This window comes from Sphingobacterium detergens, from assembly GCF_003610355.1.
Classification (GTDB): Bacteria; Bacteroidota; Bacteroidia; order Sphingobacteriales; family Sphingobacteriaceae; genus Sphingobacterium; species Sphingobacterium detergens.
Genome location: NZ_RAPY01000009.1, coordinates 1 through 18,751, shown reverse-complemented (window position 1 = coordinate 18,751; position 18,751 = coordinate 1). Strand labels below are relative to the sequence as shown.

At 38.3% G+C, this 18,751-nt stretch carries 15 protein-coding genes; 8 read left to right on the top strand and 7 right to left on the bottom strand.

From position 1 onward, the window contains the following. The first annotated feature begins 19 nt into the window (after positions 1–19). Positions 20–2,026 carry a (E)-4-hydroxy-3-methylbut-2-enyl-diphosphate synthase gene (gene ispG / locus DFQ12_RS27335; RefSeq protein WP_208642638.1) on the top strand — a complete coding sequence of 669 codons (2,007 nt, stop codon included), beginning with the start codon at positions 20–22 and terminating at the stop codon, positions 2,024–2,026. A 92-nt stretch (positions 2,027–2,118) separates the two neighbouring features. Here the strand turns inward: ispG and DFQ12_RS27330 are convergent, their stop codons facing one another. Further along, complete coding sequence (locus DFQ12_RS27330; RefSeq protein WP_120262197.1) at positions 2,119–2,550, bottom strand: T9SS type A sorting domain-containing protein; 432 nt, start codon at positions 2,548–2,550, stop codon at positions 2,119–2,121. Between the two features lie 259 nt (positions 2,551–2,809). Here DFQ12_RS27330 and DFQ12_RS27325 point away from each other — a divergent pair, with 259 nt between their 5' ends. Continuing rightward, positions 2,810–4,756: a KUP/HAK/KT family potassium transporter gene (locus DFQ12_RS27325; RefSeq protein WP_120262196.1), complete on the top strand. Its 1,947-nt coding sequence runs from the start codon at positions 2,810–2,812 to the stop codon at positions 4,754–4,756. Between the two features lie 75 nt (positions 4,757–4,831). Then, on the top strand, positions 4,832–5,743 hold the full coding sequence (rlmF, locus tag DFQ12_RS27320) for a 23S rRNA (adenine(1618)-N(6))-methyltransferase RlmF (RefSeq protein ID WP_120262195.1): 912 nt from the start codon (positions 4,832–4,834) through the stop codon (positions 5,741–5,743). A gap of 64 nt (positions 5,744–5,807) precedes the next feature. Here rlmF and DFQ12_RS27315 read toward each other — a convergent pair whose 3' ends face one another. Continuing rightward, the gene (locus DFQ12_RS27315) at positions 5,808–7,502 is read right to left on the bottom strand and encodes an amino acid permease (RefSeq protein ID WP_120262194.1); all 1,695 of its coding nucleotides are present in this window, start codon (positions 7,500–7,502) and stop codon (positions 5,808–5,810) included. A gap of 79 nt (positions 7,503–7,581) precedes the next feature. Further along, positions 7,582–8,265, bottom strand: a complete 684-nt coding sequence (locus DFQ12_RS27310) for an ACP phosphodiesterase (RefSeq protein ID WP_120262193.1) — start codon at positions 8,263–8,265, stop codon at positions 7,582–7,584. Positions 8,266–8,368: 103 nt separating this feature from the next. Here DFQ12_RS27310 and tyrS point away from each other — a divergent pair, with 103 nt between their 5' ends. Further along, positions 8,369–9,649, top strand: coding sequence for a tyrosine--tRNA ligase (gene tyrS, locus DFQ12_RS27305; RefSeq protein WP_120262192.1), 1,281 nt, complete (start codon positions 8,369–8,371; stop codon positions 9,647–9,649). Positions 9,650–9,768: 119 nt separating this feature from the next. Here the strand turns inward: tyrS and DFQ12_RS27300 are convergent, their stop codons facing one another. Continuing rightward, entirely contained in the window at positions 9,769–10,278 is a 510-nt protein-coding gene (locus DFQ12_RS27300) for a GNAT family N-acetyltransferase (protein ID WP_120262191.1), read from the bottom strand. Between the two features lie 273 nt (positions 10,279–10,551). On the opposite strand from DFQ12_RS27300, the gene DFQ12_RS27295 reads away from it, so the two are divergent. Together DFQ12_RS27295 and lolA1 are read left to right on the top strand one after the other, a co-directional pair. Beyond that, positions 10,552–13,290: an FtsK/SpoIIIE family DNA translocase gene (locus DFQ12_RS27295; RefSeq protein WP_120262190.1), complete on the top strand. Its 2,739-nt coding sequence runs from the start codon at positions 10,552–10,554 to the stop codon at positions 13,288–13,290. Between the two features lies 1 nt (position 13,291). After that, positions 13,292–13,942 carry an outer membrane lipoprotein periplasmic chaperone LolA1 gene (gene lolA1 / locus DFQ12_RS27290; protein ID WP_120262189.1) on the top strand — a complete coding sequence of 217 codons (651 nt, stop codon included), beginning with the start codon at positions 13,292–13,294 and terminating at the stop codon, positions 13,940–13,942. A 100-nt stretch (positions 13,943–14,042) separates the two neighbouring features. Here lolA1 and DFQ12_RS27285 read toward each other — a convergent pair whose 3' ends face one another. Then, positions 14,043–14,855, bottom strand: coding sequence for a lytic transglycosylase domain-containing protein (locus DFQ12_RS27285; RefSeq protein ID WP_120262188.1), 813 nt, complete (start codon positions 14,853–14,855; stop codon positions 14,043–14,045). A 242-nt stretch (positions 14,856–15,097) separates the two neighbouring features. Between DFQ12_RS27285 and DFQ12_RS27280 the strand changes: the two genes are divergently transcribed. Both DFQ12_RS27280 and DFQ12_RS27275 read left to right on the top strand, forming a co-directional pair. After that, complete coding sequence (locus DFQ12_RS27280; RefSeq protein WP_120262187.1) at positions 15,098–16,726, top strand: pseudouridine synthase; 1,629 nt, start codon at positions 15,098–15,100, stop codon at positions 16,724–16,726. Positions 16,727–16,831: 105 nt separating this feature from the next. Continuing rightward, entirely contained in the window at positions 16,832–17,299 is a 468-nt protein-coding gene (locus DFQ12_RS27275; RefSeq protein ID WP_120262186.1) for a pyrophosphohydrolase domain-containing protein, read from the top strand. Between the two features lie 137 nt (positions 17,300–17,436). Here DFQ12_RS27275 and mnmL read toward each other — a convergent pair whose 3' ends face one another. Both mnmL and DFQ12_RS28325 read right to left on the bottom strand, forming a co-directional pair. Further along, positions 17,437–18,378, bottom strand: coding sequence for a tRNA modification radical SAM protein MnmL/YtqA (gene mnmL / locus DFQ12_RS27270; RefSeq protein WP_120262185.1), 942 nt, complete (start codon positions 18,376–18,378; stop codon positions 17,437–17,439). A 58-nt stretch (positions 18,379–18,436) separates the two neighbouring features. Then, positions 18,437–18,751 (bottom strand): hypothetical protein (locus DFQ12_RS28325; RefSeq protein WP_208642637.1); only part of this gene is annotated, 315 nt, incomplete at its 5' end.

Sequence of the window (18,751 nt, the reverse complement as noted above, 5' to 3'; positions counted from 1 at the left end):
AGCTAACTTTGTGTTATATATGAACACAAGTAATATGTTGACTTTACCAGGGATCTATTGCAATTCCAAGGTAGAATATTCGAGATGGAAAACAAGGGAAATTCAGATTGGTGATATCCCTATGGGTGGAGACAACCCGATCCGCATTCAAAGTATGACTACTGTGGATACGATGGATACACTGGGCTCTGTAGAACAGACTATTCGAATGGTAGAAGCGGGTTGTGAATATGTTCGTATCACTGCACCAAGTATAAAAGAAGCACAGAATCTAGCAAATATAAAAAGTGAGCTTCGAAAAAGAGGTTATAACGTACCCTTAGTAGCAGATATACACTTTACACCAAATGCTGCTGAAGTTGCGGCCCGGATTGTCGAGAAAGTTCGAGTAAACCCCGGTAACTATGCCGATAAAAAGAAATTTGACCTGTTATCATATACTGAAGCGGAATATAAATTAGAACTAGAGCGTATCTACACCAAGTTTACTCCGCTGGTAAACATTTGTAAAGAATATGGCACTGCCATGCGGATTGGTACAAACCATGGTTCCCTTTCAGATCGGATCATGAGTCATTATGGGGACACCCCTGAAGGAATGGTAGAATCCGCCATGGAGTTTATCCGGATGTGTGAAGATCTCAATTTCTATAATCTATGTATTTCAATGAAATCCTCCAATCCGCAAGTAATGGTCAAGGCCTACCGCTTGCTGGTTGAAAAGATGGTTTCTGAAAATATGAATTATCCGCTACATCTTGGCGTGACGGAGGCCGGTGATGGAGAGGATGGTCGTGTGAAGTCTGCTGTAGGGATAGGTACACTTTTAGAAGACGGACTTGGCGATACTGTACGGGTTTCCCTGACCGAAGAGCCTGAACGCGAAGCTCCAGTAGCAATAGCGCTGGTCAATAGGTATAATCAGCGGAAAACCAGTCTGGCCAATCAATCAAACGAAGAAATCATACAGCTCGCCTCAGATAGTCCAGTTGTTCCCTATCAGAGTCAGGAGGTCAATACCTTCATCGGTGGTTCGCTGGTTCCCAGAATTGTGACAGATATCTCGAATGAGAATCTGAAAGACGCCCAAATTCTTACAAAAGTTGGTTACCGTTATGATATCCTTTTGGATAAATATCATATGGGTGAGCAATCCGTAGATTTTGTTTATCTAGGGGATCATTTGCCTTCATTTAATATGCCCGCAAATTTAAAACAGGTATATAATTTTGGGACATGGTCCAATCTTAAAGACAAAACAAATATCCATCCACTCTATACGCTGGAAGAGTTTGTACATGCAGACAATAAGGATAGTGTGTTGAATATGGTAAAAATTCGTAATACGGATTTAACAAGTCCGCTATTTGAGTCATTGCCGTTAGACAAGACTGTTGTATTTATATTAGAAACCCATCATACGCATGGAATGGCCGATCAACGGCAATTTTTCCGAAATCTGCAAGAAATCGGCATTGATAATCCTGTCATTATCAAAAGATCCTATCGTAAAGAGGATTTTTCAGGTCCTATGGGCGATTTTATGAACCCCGAGGAGCCTATCTCGAAAATACAGTTATATGCCTCCACAGATATGGGTGCATTGTTAATTGATGGTTTAGGCTCGGGCATATGGATTGGTTCTCCGGCGACCCCGTTAGAGAACATTGCATCTCTTTCCTTCGGAATACTGCAAGCAACCCGCTCAAGAATATCAAAAACAGAATATATCTCCTGTCCAAGCTGTGGAAGAACATTGTTTGATCTTCAGGAAACCACTCAAATGATTCGGAGTCGCACCAATCACCTCAAAGGCTTGAAAATTGGCATTATGGGTTGTATCGTGAATGGCCCCGGTGAGATGGCAGATGCAGATTATGGATATGTAGGAGCTGGTCCTGATAAGGTAACCTTATATAGAGGCCAAGAAGTCGTCAAAAAGAATGTCAGTTCAGCACAGGCATTGGACGAATTGATCAAGATCATTCAAGATGATGGGCTATGGATTGATGAAGTACAAGAATAAGCGATAATATAATAAGTAAGGGGATCAAATGATCCCCTTACTTATTATATTGTAAATTCATTTTTTTTATCAATTGAGTCTTCTCGTCTTACTTAGCGAACAGAAAATCTTTTTACCACAGTCTCAGATCCAGCAACAACGCGCACAAAATAAAATCCAGTTGTCAATTTACCACCATGTTCAAAAGAAAGATTCTGAACACCAGTGTCAAGATTTCCATTCATCAGTTGTAGAATTTCATTACCTAAAGCATCCATGACTTTAATAGACACACTAGATGACTTTGCCAATTTAAAGGAAAGATTGACTTGTTCGGCAATTGGATTATAAAATACTTTAACGTTATTGATCAGTTTCTCAGTATCCTTAATATTGTTATCTCCAAATCCCTCATTACCGTTCCAAGTAGCTTGCAAAAAAGTATGGTCATCAGGAGACTTCGCATACACTTGACCTACCGCGCTGCACAAGGTCAGTGTGGTAATAAGTGTTAAATAAGCTGCTTTAAGTAGATTTCTCCCCATAGTGTTAAATTAGACTTCAAATATTGGTTACGGTTTAATCAAATATAACGCTAACTATTTGAATTATCAACAACAAAGTTAGTATTTTGTTTAAAATTTTTTGAGGTAAAGTAGGGATCGATAGATTCTTTTAACAAATTTTAACAGCTATTGCGCATGTCAAATGAAATGCTAAAATTTGGCGCAGCAAATGTACCTGCTTAAAGTACAGACAAAAAGTCTATTTTTGCATTATATTTTGAAATAAAATAATAATTAAATGACAGATAACAGTCATCACAACAGTATCAATAAGGTGAGTGTCGCCGGGTTATTGATCAGTTTAGGAATCGTGTTTGGAGATATCGGTACCTCGCCGCTATATGTCTTCAAAGCAATCATGGGTCAAGGTGCCATTCAAAAAGATCTTGTTTTGGGAGGTCTCTCCTGCGTCTTTTGGACACTTACCCTACAAACAACCATCAAATATGTCTGGATCACTTTACGTGCTGACAATAAAGGCGAAGGTGGAATTCTTTCACTTTACTCTTTAGTTCGCAAACGGGCACCATGGTTGATTTTTCCAGCAATGATAGGTGCAGCCACATTGCTAGCTGATGGGATGATTACACCCGCTATCACAATATCCTCTGCGATAGAAGGTTTGGACATCAAATTTCCAGGTCTTCCAACAGTACCGATTGTGGTAACGATTATTTCTTTACTTTTTATTATTCAACGATTTGGCACTTCTGTTGTCGGAAAAGTATTCGGCCCATTAATGACAATATGGTTTACCATTATTGGAGTTCTTGGTCTATCCCATATCCATTTGGCTCCAGAAGTAATGAAAGCAATTAATCCATATTATGCCTTTCATATCTTAATAACCTACCCACACTCTCTCCTCTTGATCGGTGCTGTATTTCTTTGTACAACAGGTGCAGAAGCCCTATATTCAGATATGGGACACTGTGGCAAGGCAAATATTCGCATTAGCTGGATTTATGTTAAGATCACACTGATATTAAACTATTTTGGTCAAGGAGCTTGGTTATTAACACAGGAAGGTCGCGTATTAGGCGGAGCAAATCCATTTTACTCCATCATGCCAGATTGGTTTATCGGTTATGGTATTGCTATCGCAACTATTGCTGCCGTAATTGCCAGCCAGGCTATGATCTCTGGTTCATATACCTTAATTTCGGAAGCTGTACGTTTAAACATCTGGCCTAAAGTTGCGATCCGCTATCCTAGTGAGCATAAAGGTCAATTATATGTTCCTTCAATCAACCTTATTCTTTGGATCGGTTGTATGATCGTTATCTGGGTTTTCGAAGAATCAAGCAAAATGGATGCGGCCTACGGTCTTGCCATCAACCTAACGGTACTGATGACAACCGTTTTAATGGGTTATTTCCTAGCCATGAAAAAAGTCAACCGTGTACTCATTGGGATTTTCCTAGTCGCGTATTTTGTGATAGAATTGACATTCCTGATCGGTAATGGTGTAAAAATTGCCCATGGCGGTTGGTTGACACTTTTATTAGCGATTGCCTTGTTTGGTACAATGTACTGCTGGTATACTGCACGTAAGATTAAAAATCGTTTTGTCAACTTTATCAATATCAATAAATATTATCCGATTATATCGGAATTGAGCGAAGACAAGTCCGTTCCGCCCTTTGCGTCACATTTGGTATACTTGACCAGTGCAAATTTCAAATCCGAAATTGAAGCCAAAATTATTTACTCCATCATTAATAAAAAACCTAAACGCGCTGACGTTTACTGGTTGGTACACGTAGATGTTATGGATCATCCCCACACGAGGGAATACTCCATTGATCAACTGATCCCTGGAAAACTTATACGAATTGACTTCAAATTGGGTTTTAGAGAAGAACAGCGTATTAGTCTACTCTTCAGAAAAGTTGTTGAAGAAATGGTGAAAAAAGGTGAAATTGACATCACAAGTCAATACGACACACTGCGTAAACATAATATTCCAGGAGATTTCAAATTTGTGGTACTGGAAAAGGTATTATCGAAAACCAACCAGATGTCATGGATCGAAAAAGTGATTATGGATATCTATGGGTACTTGAAAAAAATGAGTTTATCCGAAGAAAAGGGATTTGGTTTAGATTCCAGTTTCGTCACGATTGAGCGGGTTCCACTGAATTTCCCGCAGACATCAGAGGTTCATCTCATACGAAAAGATTAAGTCTTAAAAGGTGGTGCAAAAGCATCACCTTTTTTATTCAATAGAATTGCATTACTTTTGTGCAAATATTATATCATGGCAGACGCTAATCCAACAAAGAAATTACACCCTCGAAATAGACATCTCGATAATTACAATTTTGACGAACTTAGCAAAATCGAACCTTCCTTAAAAGATTTTGTTACAGTAAATGCTTATAAGCTCAAAACAATTGATTTTAACAACCCCGATGCTGTTAAGGTTTTAAATCAAGCACTTCTTAAAAAATACTACCACATCCAACATTGGGATATCCCAAAGGAAAATCTATGCCCTCCTATTCCAGGTAGAGCAGATTATATTCATTATGTTGCGGATGTTCTTGCCAGAGATAATAACGGTGAAATTCCAAAAGGAGGAAAGGTACGGCTGCTAGATATTGGTGTGGGAGCCAGTTGTATCTATCCCATTATTGGTCACCAAGAATATGGATGGAGTTTTGTTGGTTCAGAAATCATAAAAAAAGCGTATAAAAACGCAATTGAAATTACGCGTACCAATGTAAGCTTAAAAAAGAACATCCAAATACGATTACAGAACAATCCAAAAGCGATTTTCAAAGATATCATCCTCCCAGATGAAAAATTTGACATGATCATCTGCAATCCACCTTTCTTTAGTTCGCAGACTGAAGCATTACAACAATCCGTACGTAAAGCTACAGGTATAAAAAATGCGAAATTAGATGAGAATACCGTCGTCCAGACGTTCTCAGGACAAGGAAGTGAACTTTGGTGTGATGGCGGCGAGAAAGCCTTCTTGACACGCATGATATTTGAGAGCCAATTCTACAAAGATCAGGTTAAATGGTTCTCCTCATTGGTTGCTCATCGTGAAGACGTTCGTTTTCTACAGCATAAGTTAAAGAAAATTAATGTAAAAGAGTCCGAAGTTATCCGCATGGAACAAGGTAACAAAGTAAGCCGAATCCTTTTGTGGAGATTTTAAATAGAAAAGGAGCTATGAAAAAAAATAGCTCCTTTTCTATTTAAATATCATAGATACCAGATCTCTAAATAGCTGCTGATTTATTTAGTTTAGAATGTTTATAACCGTACATAAAATACACTCCTAAACCAAGAACCAACCAAATCACGAAAATAATCCAGTTACTTGCACCAAGCTCGGTCATCAGATAAAGATTAATCAATATCCCGATAACAGGTAAAAGCGAGAAATTCATTTTAAAGCTATAAATACTCAAACCCAACCATGTTAGCCAAAAAATGATCACTAACATTTTATGTTCTACTATTTCCAAAATGGAAAGCTTCTTCCATTCATTCAATGTATCTTTTCCATAGATTCCTATCAAGACAATCGCGATGATGAGCCCTGCTCCAACCACGTATTTACCATTGATGTAGGGAACCTTAAATTTGGATTTGGCCGATAATCCCGAATAATCCATATACAGTACACCCGCGCAGACTAAAATAAAAGCGAAGAACGTACCAACACTCGTCAAATCAACAAAGAAGTCCATCTTGAAAAATAAAGAAGGAATTGCTACAACGAGACCTGTTACAATTGTCGCAAAAGAGGGTGTTTTATATTTCGGGTGAATTGTCGCAAATTTCTTCCATAATAATCCGTCCCTGCTCATTGTCATCCAAATCCTTGGTTGAGCCAATTGATAAACGAGAAGAGCACTGGTAATGGCGATAACAGATGTTACTGATATAACCCCAGCCATATGGTCAAATCCAACATACTTAAACACAAAAGCCAAAGGATCTTTTACATTAAGTTCAGTATAATTTACCATCCCTGTCAATACCAATGTAATAGCCACATACAGTACTGTGCAAATCAATAAACAATAAATCATTGCTTTAGGTAGGTCGCGTTGTGGGTTTTTACATTCCTCGGCAGTTGTTGAGATCGAATCAAATCCGATAAAAGCAAAGAATACGGCCGCCACACTTCCAAGTACCCCCTGTAGGCCATTTGGTGCAAAAGGAGTCCAATTTTCGGGCTTCACGTAAAAGATTCCTCCAAAAATTACCGCCAGGATTATCCCGACCTTGATCATAACCATGATCATACTTGCTTTTTGGGATTCCTTAATACCTATATAAACGAGCCAAGTGACCAAAAAGGTAATTACCCCTGCTGGTAAATCAAATATAATAGGCATTCCTCCGATACGTGGCGCACTGTTAAATGCAGCAAGCCCATGCTGATCAATAGCCGTAAGACTTGACATCCCATGTTGATTCATTTTATCCACAGCGTCATAAGCATACCCTGGCGCCATCGAAAGCCAAGCAGGCATGTGTAGTCCAAACCCCTCCAGCATAGAAACAAAATATTGCGACCAGGAAATAGCTATTACCGTATTTGAAACCGCATATTCTAATACCAACGCCCAGCCGATAATCCAGGCAAACAGCTCACCAAAAGCCACATAGGCATACGTATAAGCTGATCCCGAGACAGGTACGGTACTGGCAAACTGTGCATATGCCAGTGCTGTAAACACGCAGGCAAAAGCAGTAAAAATAAATAGAAGAGAAACAGCAGGCCCACCTTCATAACTCGCTAATCCGATGGTGCTAAAGATTCCAGCGCCCACAATAGCGGCTATACCTAATGAAACCAGATCGGTTACCCCCAAAACCTTCGCGAGGCCAGTTCCACCCTCCTTTTGGGTATCCAGTAGGATCTGATCAACACTTTTCTTCCGAAAAAGTCTATGTGACATGTAATATTAGTTTTATACGTAAAATTATGCGAAAATAAATATTTTCAAGGTCTTATACTATTGGTATTTTTTGGATGGACTATTTAAAGTCGACCAACTCATAATGAATATACTGATAAATCTCTTGATAATCCGCCATATGATGCTGTAAATAAGCATTCAATTGTTCCGTCAATAATTCACGCTGATGCTCCTGAACGTCAAATTGCCATAAGCGCTTACAGATATTAAAAAGCGCACCTGCAATTTTTTCAATATGTGCATAATCATAGATATATTTCCATTCAATAAATTGATGGTAAAATTTCTCAAATTTTGGAATATCGTTTAATTGGTTTATTTTCAGAAATTTTCGCACAGCATCTTCGTTCACCTGGGACATTGCCGAATAGAACTTATCGATAGATACCGCTTTTTGCTGTGTCAGTATATGATCTAGCAGCAGTTCTAAAGCAATATGTGCCATAAAGGAAGGTCGAATGGGCAGTCCCTGTAGACTTGACTGTATCTGTAACTTTAATTGATGTGTGTGATGAAAAAAATAAGTTGAATTATGAAAGAGACGATCAACCTCTATATGACGGTTCCAACCGATATAAAGTTGTTCCAACAATGGGTTATCCAGCAATTCATCTTCATATTGCCTGGGTTTGAGCACAAAAGTTTTATCGGCATTCTTTAACAGATCGGGTAACAAGCCACCGACAATTCGCTCGGGATTGGTCGCAAACCGCTCAAAATAAAAATGTGATAAAAAATTCATATTAGCTTATTAGCGTGTGCTTTTATCTGGAATTATTCGCTCAATATACGCTTAATCTCCTATCTTTGCATCTTGTAAATTAAAAAATTAAATCCATTTAACAATGAGCTTTGTAGAAGAATTACGTTGGAGAGGCATGCTGCAAGATATTATGCCTGGAACTGAAGACTTACTGAATAAAGAAAAAGTCGCTGGCTATATCGGCTTTGATCCCACAGGAGACTCTCTACACGTAGGACACTTAACTCAAATCATGACCTTAATCCATTTCCAAAATGCTGGGCATAAACCAGTCGCATTGGTAGGTGGTGCAACAGGAATGATTGGAGACCCTTCTTTCAAATCTGCAGAGCGTAACTTACTTGACGAAGCAACCTTACAACATAATGTTGCATGTCTGAAAAAACAGTTAGGCAAATTTCTTGAATTTGGAGAAGGCGAAAATGATGCCCAGATGGTTAATAATTACGATTGGTTCAAAGATTTCAGTTTTTTGGACTTTATCCGTGATATCGGTAAAATGATTACCGTTAACTATATGATGGCAAAGGATTCTGTAAAAAAACGTTTAGAAGGAGACAATGGTCTGTCATTTACAGAATTCACCTATCAATTGATTCAGGGTTACGACTTCTACTACCTGTGGAAACACCACAATTGTAAAATACAAATGGGCGGATCTGATCAATGGGGTAATATTGTCACAGGAAGTGAAATGATCCGTCGTCAAGATCAGGGAACAGCTTATGCCATTACGACACAATTGATTAAAAAAGCAGACGGCCAAAAATTCGGAAAAACAGAATCTGGAGCGGTCTGGTTAGATCCAAAGAAAACTTCGCCCTATAAATATTATCAATTTTGGTTAAACACGTCAGATGACGATGCCAAAAGCTGGATTAAGATCTTTACACTTAAACCACAGGCAGAAATAGAGACGATCATTGCGGAGCACGATGCTGCACCACATTTGCGCATTGTCCAAAAAGCATTAGCAAAAGACATCACTATTCGCACGCATTCTGAAGAAGCTTATGAGACTGCTATTAAAACCTCTGAGTTTCTTTTTGGCAACGGCTCATTGGAATTTCTAAACGATTTAGATCACGAAGCTGTACTTGAAGTATTTGAAGGTATTCCACAATTTCAGGTAACAAGAGAAGATTTAAAAGCAGGAATCAATATCCTCGATCTGTTGGCTGTCAACACACAAGTTTTCCCTTCAAAAGGCGAAGCACGTAAAATGCTCCAAGGTGGTGGTGTTTCTATCAACCGTGAAAAAGCGACAGATATTGAACAAGTGATCACCGAAAATAATTTGGTAAACAATAAATATATTATTGCACAAAGAGGTAAGAAAAACTACTATTTGATTATTGCATAAACGTCATTTTAGGCAATAAAAAATCCCTTTTTACGGTGTAAAAAGGGATTTTTTATTGATAGTCATTAAAGTCAATCTCATTTTAACTCATGTTCGCTCGATCCTAGTGCTATAGTCACTTATTTTAATAGTTTTTCAAAAGCGCGACGGGCAGCGCCTCGAAAATGTACTTCCCCACAATATTGATACCCTAGCTTATCAAATACATGTAACATCCCACCATTATCAAAATTCGTATCCACTTTGATACTATATATTCCATGATTTACTGCTATTTCCTCCACTCCTTGCATGATGGCTGTGCCAACGCCTTTTACATGTGGATCTTGAGCTGAGGCCAAACGATGAATGCCCACATATTCCCCATCACTAAGCCATTTGCCATCAATATTATTATAAGCAGGTTCAATATCGAAAATAATAGCAACATAGCCGATGGTTTTATCATCAACCTTAACGACATGCCCATAGCCTTTGTCTATATCCGATTGTACCACATCTTCATTTGGATAACCATCTTGCCACTGCCGACTGCCTTGTTCTTTTCGTAGTGCGATTGCCTGTTGTATAATTTCCCAAATCCGTCCTTTATCTGTCTGTTCCGCTTTTCGTATCTGAAACTTATTCATAATGCCTTAATTTGATCAGTAAAACTACATAATTTACTTTAACTGTAAAAGACAGAGAAAACCACAGTATTCTGATCCACTTAGCTCAATCTTTCCAAAAATGTCTTCTCAGGGCATAGTATTTGCTAGTTACAATTGCTATTATTTATTTAATAGCCTATCTGAAATTATTCGTTTATGAAAAAATTACAAACTTAAAATAATAGTGTTCATGATCTTCAAAATACTATCAAAATAACTAAGTTTGTAAGCAGTATAATTGTGAGCTTTTCAATGTCAAATAAAGGAAATACATTTAGGCAGGCAGGAAATTCAGTTTCTGGCAAGCGTGCCCCGTCAAAAGAATCGGCAACATTTAAAAAAGAAAAAAGTCAAACAACCAGTGTCCCTAGGGATTATTCAGATGCACAACAGAAGACTGTCAAAATTCTAGGAATTTTGTTGATTGTACTCTCGTTGGCTTTTGCCACTGCTTTTGTCTCTTATCTTTTTACATGGGAAGATGACCAAAGTTATATCGCCAAAACAAATGGCGGTTGGGGAACCCTTTTTAGTTCTTCCGAAGAAATTCATGATGAGGCTGTCGAATTACCGGTCGTTGATAATAAATTAGGGAAATTCGGTGCATTACTGGCCAACCAATTTATGTATGAATGGTTTGGTGTTGCCGCTTTCCTTTTTATTCCGGTATTATTCATTTTAGGCTATCGTCTATTATTCAAAAAATCCCTGCTTCCATTATACCGTACGGTAGTTTATTCATTTGTAGCGATTGTCTTTATTTCTGTAACATTGGGATTTTTACATGGATTTATGGCAGATACGCCCCACATGTTGGAAGGCAAATTTGGTTTTTGGACCAATAAGCTATTGGAAGCACAAGTTGGGATTGTCGGTGTGGGTTGTATTTTAGCATTTGCTTACCTAACTACATTGATACTATTGTACAACTTGGATTTTAAATTTGTATTATTCAGCAATCGAAAATCTAAATCTTTATCTGAAGATCTAGAGGATGAAGATGACGAAGATTCCTATACTGCTAATAACCTAAGAACCAAAGTCCATGTAGAGGATGATTCTATACAATCCGTCAGAGAATCTTTCCAACGACCAACTTCAATAAATGAAAGATTTCAATCCAATCGGGAGAAAGATCTAAAAGAAGAGCTTGAGCGCCCTGCATTTACACATCATCCAATACCAGAAGTACAAATAGATCCAAAGGACAAGGTTGTACTTACCTTTGATGACAGTCCTTTGGAACGTACAGAGAGTACGCCTTCCATTAGTTTTACCATTGATCAGCCAGAGGAAGAAGATGCGGAAGAACTAAATAGCCCAAGTATTCAGGAAAACTACAGTCCAGCTATAACCATTACCCCTCAACCCGAGCCAGAGCTCCCTGTTGACGTTACCATAGTACCTGGTTTGGTTGTCGAAGACATCAAAGAAGAAAAAGAAATTACAGCGAGCGACCTCGTTGCTCAATTTGGTCAATATGACCCCAAATTGGACTTATCGGGCTATCAACACCCCACGCTCGACCTATTACGAGATTATGGAAGTGGTAAAATTACCATCAATCAGCATGAACTTGAAGCAAACAAAAACAAAATTGTTGATACACTTAGAAACTATAGCATTGAGATTGAAAGCATAAAAGCAACAATCGGCCCTACAGTTACCTTATATGAGATTATACCGAAGCCAGGTGTACGGATTTCAAAAATCAAAAATCTGGAAGATGACATTGCCTTAAGCCTTGCGGCACTTGGAATTCGGATTATTGCACCAATGCCGGGTAAAGGAACAATCGGTATTGAAGTTCCAAATTCGAGTCCAGAAATGGTATCCATGCGATCTGTTTTGGCTACTGAAAAGTTCCAAAAAACAGATATGGATCTACCAATTGCATTGGGAAAAACGATTTCTAATGAGGTCTATATTGCCGATTTAGCAAAGATGCCCCATCTTCTGGTTGCAGGTGCCACAGGTCAGGGTAAATCCGTTGGTATCAATGCGATTTTAACGTCATTATTGTATAAAAAGCATCCTGCTGAGCTCAAATTCGTGCTTGTCGATCCTAAAAAAGTTGAACTTTCCCTATTCAAAAAAGTTGAACGTCATTTCTTGGCCAAACTACCTGATGAGGAAGAAGCGATCATTACCGATACAAAAAAGGTTATCAATACCTTAAATTCACTTTGTATCGAGATGGATCAGCGTTATGACCTGTTAAAAAATGCACAGGTTCGTAATTTAAAGGAATATAATGCAAAATTTATCAATCGCAGATTAAACCCTGAGGAGGGTCATCGATTCTTACCATATATCGTTCTTATTGTTGATGAGTTTGCCGATTTGATGATGACTGCCGGAAAAGAAGTAGAAACCCCTATTGCGCGACTGGCCCAGTTGGCCCGTGCTGTAGGAATTCACTTGGTCATTGCGACCCAACGTCCTTCAGTCAATATCATTACAGGTACAATCAAAGCCAACTTCCCAGCACGTCTTGCTTTCCGTGTGTTATCAAAAGTAGACTCGCGAACTATCTTAGATACCGGCGGAGCAGATCAGTTAATTGGTCGTGGGGATATGCTGCTGGCAACCGGAAGTGATTTGATACGTATTCAGTGTGCATTTGTCGATACACCAGAAGTTGAACAGATCTCCGATTATATCGGAGCACAACGTGGTTATCCATCGGCATTTATGCTCCCAGAATACGTAGATGAAAACGGAGAGGGTTCAGGTAGCGTAGATTTTGATCCAAAAGATCGCGACCAATTGTTTGAAGACGCTGCTCGTTTGATTGTCATGCATCAACAAGGTTCTACATCTTTAATCCAACGTAAATTGAAACTGGGTTATAATAGAGCTGGACGAATCATCGATCAATTGGAAGCCGCAGGAATTGTCGGCCCATTTGAAGGAAGTAAAGCACGTGAAGTTCTTTATCCAGATGAATATTCATTAGAACAGTATTTGGAGACATTAAGAAACAATTAACATGAAAAAACAACTATGGTTAGTGCTAAGCTTGTTGCTTCTCACAATGAGTCAATATAGCTATGCACAAAATGATGCTGCAAAAGCATTACTCAATAAAGTAAGTCAAAAATATAACGGATATAAGACAATACAAGCTGGTTTTACCTTGGACATAAAACAAGCAAATGGAAGTTCGCATTCAGATGCGGGAACCTTGTATCTTGACAAGGCAAATAATAAATACCATGTCAATACCAAAAATCAAATTCTAATTTCAGATTCCAAAACACAATGGAATATTATGAAAGCAGAAAAAGAAGTCGAGATATCCGAGGCGAGTAACTCAACGAATGAGATCAACCCGACAAATATTTTTTCATTCTATACCTCGGGCTTTAAATATGCGCTAGCAGGTACAGAAAAAGTAAAAGGAATGAGTTTGAGTGTTGTGGAGTTAACACCAGTTGATAGCAAAAAGAATTATTCCAAAATTAAGTTGCGGATCAATAAAGTGAATAATTTGATCTACGACACGACTATCTTTGATAAGAGCGGTAATCGTTATACCTACACCTTGAATGCACAGGAAGGAAACAAGGCCATTGCGTCCAACTTTTTTACTTTTAATAAAAGTAACTACAGCGGATTTGATATTGTCGACCTAAGATAAGGTCTGCCTTTTTGATGGATCAACTCCCCGGCTAAATAAGACTAACAAAAAAAGGATTTCTCAATGGGAAATCCTTTTTTTGTTCATGATTGCTTTCTATCTAGAGCATATTCGGCTCTCTGTCCAGCGCCTCAGTGTCTTTGTCCGCATATCGTGAATAACCGTGCTTCTGTGGATGTTCGATAATCTCCTTCATCGAAACTAATTTATACACGTAAGATCCAGTCTCATTGTTCAGCTTCAAAGCAAAATAATCATCCTTCTTCTGCCTTCTCATTGAACCTTTTAAACTACCATCGCCGACATTGTATGCCGCCGCCACTAAAGTCCAATTACCAAATTGAGCGTAAAGATATTTTAAATAGCGTGCTGCTGCATGAGTGGATTTCACTAGATCTTTTCGATCATCTACAGTGCCATTGACTCTTAAGCCATACAAACGAGCTGTTGCTGGCATAAATTGCCAATAACCTCCCGCCCCTTTTGATGAAACAACAGCCTTGCTTAGGCCACTTTCAACCAGTGGGATGTACTTAAAATCTTCGGGAATACCATGTGATTTCAGGATCTTGGCGATCATAGGCAAATAGGTCTCTGCCTTTTTATGCATATCATACGATCCTGTTTTTTTAAATGAAAATCTACTGAAGAACTTGCGCAATTTGCTTTCCACTAATGGACGATCCATCGGCAATGAATCTTCAGCAAATGTCAATGAACTCAGGTAAGATTCAAAAGAATTGCTTTTTTCTTTTTTCTCTTCGTCGCCTCCATGATGAGTTGGAATTTCGACTAACTTCGCTGCTACGATCTTATCGCTGCCAGAAGTGTTGTTGTGTGGGGTTGAGTATAATTTTGACAGCAATAAAGCAAACAAAATCAAACTACTACATAATACTTTCTTTCTTATCATTCACTCCCTTAATGCTATCCTATCCACGAGTCAAATCGATCAAAAAATAGCTTGGTTCAAATTCGAGGGGACAAAGATAAACAGTATTTATTTAAAAAACAAATAGTTACGTTACAGCTGTTTTAAAGGGCATTTTTTCACGTTCACATTGTGCAAATGCAAGAAAAGACAAAAAGATAAGGATTTTTTCGCAAAACCCAAAATTATGCCTAACTTTGCAGTTCACATTTTAGCAAAACACAATGCCATTCAGCAATAAAAGGAACAGTCGTGATGACAACTCCAGAAAGTCACGGGGCAACTCAGATAGCTTCAAATCTAGAGGCGACAAGAATAATAGTTTCGGTAAAAAATCGTCATTTGGTTCAAAGGACCAATCTGAAAGAGGTTCTTTCAGAAAAGATGACAACCGCGAGAATAGATCATTTGGATCTAATAAATACGCAGACAAACCATCCTTTAGAGGAGAAAGCAACTCCTTCCGTTCAAAAGATAATTCAGACAAGCCTTTCAACAGAGGTGGCCGTTCATTTGATAAAAATGATTCTTCTAGATCTTTTGACAAAAGAGATTCATTCAACAAATTTGATAAATCTGAGCGTTCTTTTGATAAAAAAGATAATTTCAAACGTTCTGACAGAAACGACTCTTCTCGTTCATTCGATAAAAGAGATAGCTTCAAGCGTTCCGATAGAAATGATTCATCAAGATCGTTCGACAGAAAAGAAGGTTCTTTTGATAAAAGAGATAGCTTCAAACGCTCTGACAGAAATGATTCATCAAGATCGTTCGACAGAAAAGAAGGTTCATTTGATAAAAGAGATAGTTTCAAACGCTCTGACAGAAATGATTCATCAAGATCTTTTGACAGAAAAGAAGGCTCTTTTGATAAAAGAGATAGTTTCAAACGCTCTGACAGAAATGATTCATCAAGATCTTTTGACAGAAAAGAAGGCTCTTTTGATAAAAGAGATTCCTTCAAGCGTTTCGATAAGGATGACCGTTCCTCAAACAATCGCAGCAGAAGCTTTGATAAACCATCTAATAGAAAATTCGATGGAGATAGAAGCAGAAACTTTGATGAAAACAAGAGTTTTGACGATAAGCAATACACCAAACGTCCTAAGAAGAAAGCCGAAACGTCAGCAGAAGATGACGGCTTAATACGTTTAAACCGTTATATTGCCAATGCAGGTATTTGCTCAAGACGTAAAGCAGACGAATTAATTGCTGCAGGTGTAATATGGGTAAATGGTGAGGCTGTTACTGAATTAGGTACCAAAGTTGATCCAGCTACAGACGAAATCCGTTACAACAACGAGCGTTTAAAGCGTGAGAAGATGGTTTATGTTTTACTTAATAAACCAAAAGACTACATTACAACGACAGATGATCCTCAGGAACGTCATACTGTAATGGAACTTGTATCCAAAGCAACCAAAGAACGCATCTATCCAGTAGGACGTCTTGACAGAAACACGACCGGATTACTTTTGATGACAAACGATGGCAACCTTGCGGAAAAACTTTCTCACCCCCGTAATAGCATCAGCAAAATATACAATATAGAGCTTAACAAAAGTCTTACGCAAGGAGATTTCAACAAGATTAATTTTGGTATTGAATTAGAAGACGGCGTAATCAAACCGGATGATTTAAGCTATGTACAAGGCGGTTCTAAAAGAGAGATAGGGATCCAGATCCACTCTGGCAAAAATCGTATCGTACGTCGTATTTTCGAATCTCTTGGTTATGAAGTTGTGAAGTTAGATCGTGTCGTATATGCTAACTTGACGAAAAAGGATTTACCACGCGGACGTTGGAGATATTTAGAAGAAAGAGAAATTGTTCAATTGAAACATCTGATCTAATCAAATCTCATTTGATAAATAAAATAAAGGACGGTCATTCAGTTAACCGTCCTTTATTTTTTATATTTGCACCTGAGATAAGAAGAGTATAAAAAATAAAAGAATATGACTGATCCAAAAACACTTTCGTCCGTAGCGGAATTCCATAAAACATTCCAGCATCCGATCCTAGATACACCCACAATTCCTTCTGAGCAAAGATGTGCATTACGGGTTTCGTTGATAGCTGAGGAATTAAAAGAATTAGAAGAAGCTATCCAAGATAAAGATCTTGTGGAAATTGCAGATGCCTTATGTGACATTCAATACGTCCTCGCTGGAGCAGTTCTTGAATTTGGTTTAAAAGATAAATTTTCAGCACTTTTTGATGAAGTGCAACGTTCTAATATGAGTAAGGCTTGCAATGACGAAGCAGAGGCAATCGCCACTCAAGAGCATTACAAACTTAAAGGAGTAGAATCTTACTATAAAGAAGTTGATGGAAAATTTCTGGTTTTTAGAACGGCTGACAATAAAACACTAAAGTCTATTAATTATTCTCCAGCAGATCTGAAATCCATTGTCGAAGGATAATTTGACTTACAGTACAACATAAAATAAATACGGCTTCCTTAGGGAAGCCGTATTTATTTATACTATATCAATTCCAGTAGTCTTATAGAATCGTAGAAATGAACTATCTTTTTCAATCTGAAGGTCTATTCATAAAGTTAACAGAGACTACCCTGAAGGACTTTCCGAGCTTCCAAACCTTTGTCAATATAAGTTTGAATCCCTGACTTGGGCAATCCCCAATTTGGCGCTATCAATAGCTCTTTGTCTGCGATACCAAAAATACGTTGAATAATCAAATCAGAGCGCAAACGTGGAATAAATTTTGAAAGGAAGTCCGTATAACCTTCCATAGAGAACAATTCAAAAGGTTCACGCTTATATTTTACGCCCATAATTGAACCTTCCACAATATGTAAATGGTGCAATTTAACGAACTTAATCTGTGGAAACCGATTAATCTCATCAGCGTATTTTAACATCATCTCTTCAGTCTCCCATGGAAATCCGAAAATAGTATGCACACAAAGCTCTAAAGGTGTATCCTTTAACATATCCATAGCTGTAATGAATTCATCGTGCGAGCAACCTCTATTGATCCTTTCCAAGGTGTCATTATAAATCGATTCCATTCCCATTTCCAAATCTACATCATAACGATCAGTATAAGATTCCAACAATGCAATTTTTTCAAAGTCCAAACAATCTGGACGTGTACCCACAGAAAGACCTAGTGTATTTTCGGGATCTATGCTTAACGCTTCGTCGTACATCATTTTCAGCAAATGTGTTGGCGCATACGTATTGGTATTGGGTTGGAAATAAATAATAAATTTTTCTGCACCATAGCTGTTACGTGCGCGTTCAATTCCCGACTCCACCTGTTCACGTATAGAAGGAATTTTTCGCGCAGTATCGGGTGTAAAAGAATCCACATTACAGTAAGTACACCCACCATAGCCCTTGCTGCCATCTCTATTGGGACAAGTGAAATTGCCATCGACAATCACTTTAAATACTTTCTGTCCGTTATATTTTTGCTTTAAATAAGCGCCGTAATGATTATACGGCTTAATTCCGTTATCCAATAATGTACCCATTGCGCCGCAAAGTTACTCAATAAAAACCATAAATAGATTACTACTCAGGAACAAAGCGTTATAACATCGTCCATTCTTCTGTCATTTTCGTCTTGGCGGGGCCAGTAATCGCTGGGAAATATATTACAAGGTAGTAGCGTAATACCTTAAAGCAATACCATACAGATCTGTACGGATAGTACGGTTGCGTAGCTGGATCCCTGTAGACTTTTGAGAGTGGATCCTTTGTGTGGCTTTTGGGCCAGAGCAGTTGTCCTTTGGAAAGTATCCAAATGGATACCTTTTGGGAAGTATGTAAACGAAAGAAGCCCTTGACTGTTTCCAGCAAGGGCTTCCGTGTAAAAAAAGGCACCGACCTACTCTCCCACCTGTT